The sequence below is a fragment of the Alkalihalobacterium alkalinitrilicum genome, from assembly GCF_002019605.1.
Taxonomy (GTDB): domain Bacteria; phylum Bacillota; class Bacilli; order Bacillales; family Bacillaceae_F; genus Alkalihalobacterium; species Alkalihalobacterium alkalinitrilicum.
Map to the genome: position 1 here is coordinate 5,151,165 of NZ_KV917368.1, position 6,419 is coordinate 5,157,583.

8 protein-coding genes are annotated in these 6,419 nt (G+C 34.9%); 4 read left to right on the forward strand and 4 right to left on the reverse strand.

Annotation, left to right across the window (positions count from 1 at the left end; translation table 11 throughout):
• Positions 1-163: 163 nt before the first annotated feature.
• The 3 genes from BK574_RS24940 to BK574_RS24955 form a co-directional block, all read right to left on the reverse strand.
• Entirely contained in the window at positions 164-1,018 is an 855-nt protein-coding gene (locus BK574_RS24940; RefSeq protein WP_078430531.1) for a hypothetical protein, read from the reverse strand.
• A 329-nt stretch (positions 1,019-1,347) separates the two neighbouring features.
• The gene (locus tag BK574_RS24950; RefSeq protein WP_338020629.1) at positions 1,348-1,866 is read right to left on the reverse strand and encodes a competence protein ComK; all 519 of its coding nucleotides are present in this window, start codon (positions 1,864-1,866) and stop codon (positions 1,348-1,350) included.
• Positions 1,867-2,516: 650 nt separating this feature from the next.
• Positions 2,517-3,425 (reverse strand): hypothetical protein, encoded by a 909-nt coding sequence (locus BK574_RS24955; RefSeq protein ID WP_078430534.1) that lies wholly within the window; start codon positions 3,423-3,425, stop codon positions 2,517-2,519.
• Between the two features lie 610 nt (positions 3,426-4,035).
• Here BK574_RS24955 and BK574_RS24960 point away from each other — a divergent pair.
• From BK574_RS24960 to BK574_RS29335, 4 genes are all read left to right on the forward strand, one after another.
• The gene (locus BK574_RS24960) at positions 4,036-4,353 is read left to right on the forward strand and encodes a TIGR04104 family putative zinc finger protein (RefSeq protein ID WP_078430535.1); all 318 of its coding nucleotides are present in this window, start codon (positions 4,036-4,038) and stop codon (positions 4,351-4,353) included.
• Positions 4,354-4,411: 58 nt separating this feature from the next.
• Positions 4,412-4,549: a hypothetical protein gene (locus BK574_RS27795; protein WP_158211763.1), complete on the forward strand. Its 138-nt coding sequence runs from the start codon at positions 4,412-4,414 to the stop codon at positions 4,547-4,549.
• Between the two features lie 668 nt (positions 4,550-5,217).
• Positions 5,218-5,880 (forward strand): VrrA/YqfQ family protein, encoded by a 663-nt coding sequence (gene vrrA / locus BK574_RS24965; protein ID WP_158211764.1) that lies wholly within the window; start codon positions 5,218-5,220, stop codon positions 5,878-5,880.
• 100 nt (positions 5,881-5,980) lie between these two features.
• Entirely contained in the window at positions 5,981-6,112 is a 132-nt protein-coding gene (locus BK574_RS29335) for a YjcZ family sporulation protein (RefSeq protein WP_078430537.1), read from the forward strand.
• A gap of 143 nt (positions 6,113-6,255) precedes the next feature.
• Here the strand turns inward: BK574_RS29335 and BK574_RS24975 are convergent, their stop codons facing one another.
• Complete coding sequence (locus BK574_RS24975) at positions 6,256-6,411, reverse strand: transposase (RefSeq protein ID WP_420796991.1); 156 nt, start codon at positions 6,409-6,411, stop codon at positions 6,256-6,258.
• Between the last annotated feature and the right edge of the window lie 8 nt (positions 6,412-6,419).

Below are 6,419 nucleotides of genomic sequence, written 5' to 3' on the forward strand. Positions count from 1 at the left end.
TAGCGTTAATATGCTAGCTTTATTACTAGATACCTCACAGTCCGTTACTATCAGAGTTGACAGCGTATAACTACTAGTCTTAAAGACGTCATCCGTAAATTATGGTTCTCCTTAGGTTTAAGCCTGTTCTCTGCTCTTATTCTACAACTGTAACAACAGCCCTCTAATTCAACAACCACTGCCCCCACTGAGCTTTTTCAGCAACCATCTTCCGTTTCTCCACCGTCAGCAAATTCGCCACCGTCCCGTAAAAATACGGGATAAACTCAGATTGGATCCGGTTTTGTTTATACCGAAAAACGGTTTGTTTAAAGGCATGGACAATGGTTGGTAGCAACGTATGGATCAAAGCGTCTTGAGCGAATTTTGCGGATCGATAGGCCATTTGGGCTCGGTTCCATAGTCCGCAAATTTCTGTCACACGGTTAAAAAAAGGTTTGACCGTTTGGACGAACAGTGGAGGAATGGAATCTGGTACAAACGTATGGTCTAGTTCGTTCATGTTCTTTTGATCGATCTTTTTTACCTTGTGTTGACGAAGATCTTTATCTTTTAATGTTTTTGTTTCAACTAAATGAGTTTCCTGTCGATTTTTGCATAGGTTTGTCGTTGGTGGGTGAGGGTTTTGGCTGTTTTTGCCTTCCGTCAATTGTTCGTTGTTGGGCGTGTCAAAGCGGTTAAAGATATACACGCTGTGAGCATAGCCACCTGTTTCTCGTACCGTATGGAGTATCGAGATGATCCCTAAAGATTTTGCTTTTCTAAGCATGCGTTCAAAGGTGGAACGTGAAATTCCACCTTGTGTAATTTGGCAGGCTTGTACCAATTTGCAGATGCGGGCGTTACAGACACCGAGCACTTTGACACTAAAGCGAGTCAGGATATCAAAGGCAATTCGCTCTCCTTTTGTAAAATGATGTCCGTGGATGTCTAGTGCTTTTTTATTGGAAACGTTGAATTCCTGTAGATTGGAAAACTGACTGTATCGTATGTACTGTTCAATTCGACCTGATTTCATTGTGAAGATCCCCCTCTTCGTATCGTTCCGTCATTATGTATATATAGAGTTGGAGGGGAAAATGGTGAATCAATTTGAAATTTTTTTGTGACATTTGAATCAGGACGGCTGTTTGTTGTATTGTTAAGAAAATTTTGTTCGTACTGTGCTCTAATAAGTTTCCTTTTTTTACTTGGTGGTTGGATAATAGTAAAGGTGTCGATGTGGCTGGATTTCACGAGGTTGCCTCCTAGGGTAGTTTAGTTTTAATGATTAATAGTGAATAGTTAGATTGATAGGTGACAGGGGTTAAGGGTGAGATAGGTCGGGACTGGGTGTTCTGGGGCACTCTAGTTGTGGACCAGGTAAGGTGTGAAGCGGGTGATGCAGTAGGATGTGCGTTGCAGCTGTCGTTCTAGCGTATGATAGGATACTTGCAGCAGCAGTTCTTTCTCGTCCTTGAAACGGATGTATGTATGAGTTGGAATTTCGGGATGACGTTGGATTGCTTGAATGTGATGATAGAAGAGCCAATGGCATTCGTGGAGTTTCGGAGAGTGAGTGGGGAAGGCGTAGACTTGTTCCTGTGGGAACACAGGAATCGGAGCTTTTGTTGTAATTCCCGTTTTATGAGTCACCGCTGCTCTCCTGCCATCAAAATCGGCACCGCCTTCTAAACAAGCTTCTTTCATGAGTTGAAGTGGTGTCTTTTTTACGTAAAAGCGTTGACCATTTTCCCAGACGGTTGTTTGATAGTCTGTGTGATAGGCAGGGAGGAGGGCAGACGTGTTTCGATTAATAACATAGTGAGGAAGGATGATTTCAATGTTGTTACATTTAGTGATCTTACTTTTTACTATGGAGTATATTTAATCGAGGTAATTAAAATGAAATCATGACCACATTTTGACCACATTTTAATTAAAAACAGCTATTTTTAGTTCAGAATAGAAAATTTACAAAAGTACAAAAAACGTTGATATGTATTCAAATGGGCGACTCTAGATTGACAGGGTGGAGGTCGGCGGTTCGATCCCGTCACGGGTCACCATACATATAATTGTTCAACCCCTTGCGTAGCAAGGGGTTTTGTTGTTTTGTGGATCCACTACTTGACCACAATTTCCTCTTCAAATTCGATTTGACCACATTTAAATATAAATTAAGTAGTACTAATTGGTTGGAGGGGGAGAGATTTTAGTAAAATATTAGGTGCGAGTAGGATCAAAGGTTTAAATTAAGGGTTGGTTAGTCTATACTTATAAAAATAAATAAGGGATGTAACAATTTGTAAAAACCTCTTCCCATTGAAGCGGTTCTTAGTATTAAAGAGTAAATAAGGTATGAGTTAACCAATTTTTCTTAATAAATAATGTATAATATATTTTCTTTATTTTTATTTGAAAATATATTAACTGATGGGAAAGTTAAAATTTAAAATGACTGAATTAGCTAGCAAAGTTAGCCATATAATATAATTTTTTCTTTTATGTTTTGCAAAACAGTTATATGAATAATATTAGTTATCTAAAGATGATGTACTTTCTAAGAATGGAGCTAGTAACCAAGGAATGAAAAGTTCTTCACTATCATTATATAATTTGGTAGTAAGTGTACCAGTATATTTTAAATCAAGAGTTAGTATATTTTGATTGTCTTTATTGACTTGATACAATCTGTAGCTAGGTGTAATAATATTAGTTTCTAAATCTACAGGAGCAACAATATATTTATCTTTAGAAGAGTTTATTACCACAAGGGTTTCATTTATTGAAGTTTCACCTAGTGCGAGATAATGGTTTTCTGTATTCTCTATTATTAAATATTCACTTTTGGTTGCAGCATTGACTAATCCAAAAAAATAACAATTAAAAAATAACAAGCTTATAGATAAAGCAATGATTGTTTTTATCATTTTAAACTTACTTAGTATATAAACAGAAATTATCATAAGAAAGGTAAATCCTAAACCAATAACATAGAGGTCCATCATTATAAAAGTAATAACAATAAATGTTATTATCGTCAAAATTAAAGAGATTATCAACATCATCTTTTCAACTTTTTCGGCATCTTTTTTCTTATTAATCTTGTCTAATTTATCTGTAGTATTACTAATTATTGTTCGAACAATAAGGAATCTAGCCATTGTAATTTTTGTACCAAGAAGGGCAATTGAGAATAAAAAAGGAGCTAGTAGTAGCCCAGCAATTAATATTCCAATTAAAATTAAGACTGATTTTGTTATTTCCATTATACCGATGTCAATAAAAATTGTAGGAACCCGATAATAACTATAAAATGCATAATAATATGTATACGATAATCCGTAGCCTAATGCAGTGAGCGGAGCAAAAATAAATGCAATATCGATTCCGTTTATATCTCTAGACCTAAAATTCTTGAGAAAACCAAGAATAATAATCACCCTCTACTCTAGTATATAATTTTCTCTACCATTCTCTTTTTCATTTATACTATATTATCTATTAGAGATATTATAACATTACTATATTTTACAAGGCGGTAGTTAAAGGAACTATTTATGTAGGGTTAGTTTAATAGCTTTGATTTTTTTATGGGTGGTTTAATTAATAAATTTTACTACTTCTATTATATTATGGATTTTCAACATGCAAAACTTTAAAGTATTGTTCTATCTCTTGCCTTTTTTTCTGAAGGTTTTCACCAAACTTCTTTGCTGAATATGCTTCTACATCTTTTAAATCCAGTTATAGATTACCCAGTAAATCATTTTTATTGCTACTGTTTATTTTATTATGGCGATGATTGGAGTTCATCCGATAGCAACTATAGCTATTTTAATTAAGGTTTTAAGTCCTTTATTCAATATAATAAATCCGCTGAGTCTCGGAATTGTTCTTATAGTATCTGCATTCAACTTCGTCTTCATCCCCTTATGGTATAACGCAACCATAACGTTGTAGTTAAAGTTTTATATTAAGCAAACTTTGTTGATTAATGGTATGATAGAGTTGAAGATTTTTTTGTTCTAAATTAGATAGGAGGCCTATTACATGTCCAAACAAAGTTGTACCAAATGTGGTCATGAGTTTTTACGCAAAGAGGTTGTAGCTTCGATTCGAAAAGGGTATCGACCAATCACTTGTAGTAGTTGCGGCGAGGTACACCTAATAAATGATTTTTCAAAACTAATTATTGCAATGGTAGTGACGTTGCCTATTATCTTTTTACTATTGTTTATCACATCTGTTTTTTCAATGTCTCCATCACAAATTTTGATTACTGGGGTAATCGTTCTTGCGGCTTCTATTTTCTCGGTCCAGTTTATTGCTAAATACGAAACTGAGGAAAATCGCTCAAGTAAAATTTAAATGCTATGTTATGTATTACACAAGTGATGTTTCATCACTTGTGTTTTTAGTTCTGTAGATGCCGCAACTTGGAGAAAGTGTAACAAAAGGTATCGTGGTAAGATGGTATATTACTACAAATGCTACAGGTGTAGAACCACCAGTCGAAAACGATAGTCAAGTAATAGATATTAGAACCAATACAGGAAGTATCTAAGAAAGCAGCACAAAATAGTCGGGCTCCTTCTTCTAATGTAGCCCATGATGGTAAGGAAGGTATAAATCTTACATATTTACCTAATTAGTACCGAGATAGAAAAAAACGTTAAAATATAAGGTTTTCTTGGGAGTAGTTGATACTTGCTGAAATATAACACTATAGATTGACAAGTTGAGTTCGGCGATTCGATTCCCGTCATGGGTCACCATAAATATGAACGTTCAACCCCTTGCTACGCAAGGGGTTTTGTTGTTTTGTTTAGTGAAAGATTGTAATTAAGCTAATGAATAAGAAGAAATAAATGGTCTAGGGAAGTAGTTACGTGGTGGGAGTATTCATTAACAGATAGGCATTTCGTAGTATTAAAAAACATAAGTGCCTATACTTTCCCAGATATTATTGAATACTATGTAGAGGTTAATTAAAACGATAAGAAACATAAAAATATTTAGAAACTTGATTACTAAACTAGCGGATATTAAATAGAATTACGGAGGTAAGATATGATTCACCTATTACAAGCACTTTTAAAAAGGCCAAATCAAGGTGGTTCTTTCGACCAATCCATGCGACAACAGGCTTTCGGACCTGGCCCCCTTAGACAAGGACGTATTAATTCTGGACCAAGGGGCATCGATGGACCAGGAGGGTTTGGACCAAGAGGAATGGATGACCCATGGGGATTTGGGCCAAGAGGCAGGAATGGATTAGGACCATATGGGTTTGGAAGGGGGAACGATAGTCAACAGTTTGGTATGAATGGTTTACAACAAGGTGGTCAGCCCCCACTAAAAGCAGGTGGCTTTCTACAAAAACTTTTATCAGGAAAGAGAAGTCACCTCAATCAGTCTAGGAGTTCGGATTTGGCAGGGCACACTATGCAATCATTTAATAGTTCAATAGGACCTACTGCTCAAACTGGAATCCATGAATTGGTATCTCCAAGCACTCAAGCAAATGGTTCTAAATTTATGGGGGCACTTGATAAAGTGCAAGGTTTTATAAAAATGGCAGAGTCAGCTGCTCCACTGGTTGAGCAATATGGTCCATTAGTTAAAAATATACCCGCACTTATAAGCCTTATAAATAATAATGAAGATGGCGAGGCTAATAAAAATGATGAAATTGAAAAGGTAGACGCCATAAAAGAAAGTAATATAGAGACATCCAAAAAGAAAAAAGCAGGAGATAAAAAACTGAAAAAAGAAAATTATATTGAAAAAGAACCAGTGGTTAAAAAAAGTAAAAAGTATTATAGGAAGACACCTATCGAAGCTAAAAAAATGAATAAAGAACATAAGGTATCTACTCCAAAACTATATGTATAGCATCATTGCTTAAGGTATTGGACCAAAATAGTGATTAGATTTAGAGTTAAATGAAGGTATATTATAAAATACAACAACTAGTTGACACCCATAATATTAATTGATTCATAAAAATCTTCCAAAGAATAGTGGATATGGAAGAGGCTTTACCTTAATCAATGTGCTATTTATCTTACTCCTGAATTATTCATACTTCGAAGTTAAATCACGATTGAACTCAAAAAACCAATAAATTACTTCATTATAAAGTGAAATCATAGTAACTTGGCTACTTCAGTTGTGATTTTAAAAGTTTTGCTTGAAAATATCTGTTTTTAGGCAGACTACTCCCTTGGTCTGGTGTGTAGTTTCTAAAAATTGGTTATTTGATCATTTTTAATTGAATTTCAATTTTTGAACTCGCTGAAGTACTTTCCAAAAGAATTCCTGATACACGAAACTTGAGGCTAGTTTAAAGTAAAGGGAACGTCCTGACTTTACTAATTTACTGGCAACTTTAATAATTCGTGTACGTATGGTATCGATTTGCATGGTCTTTT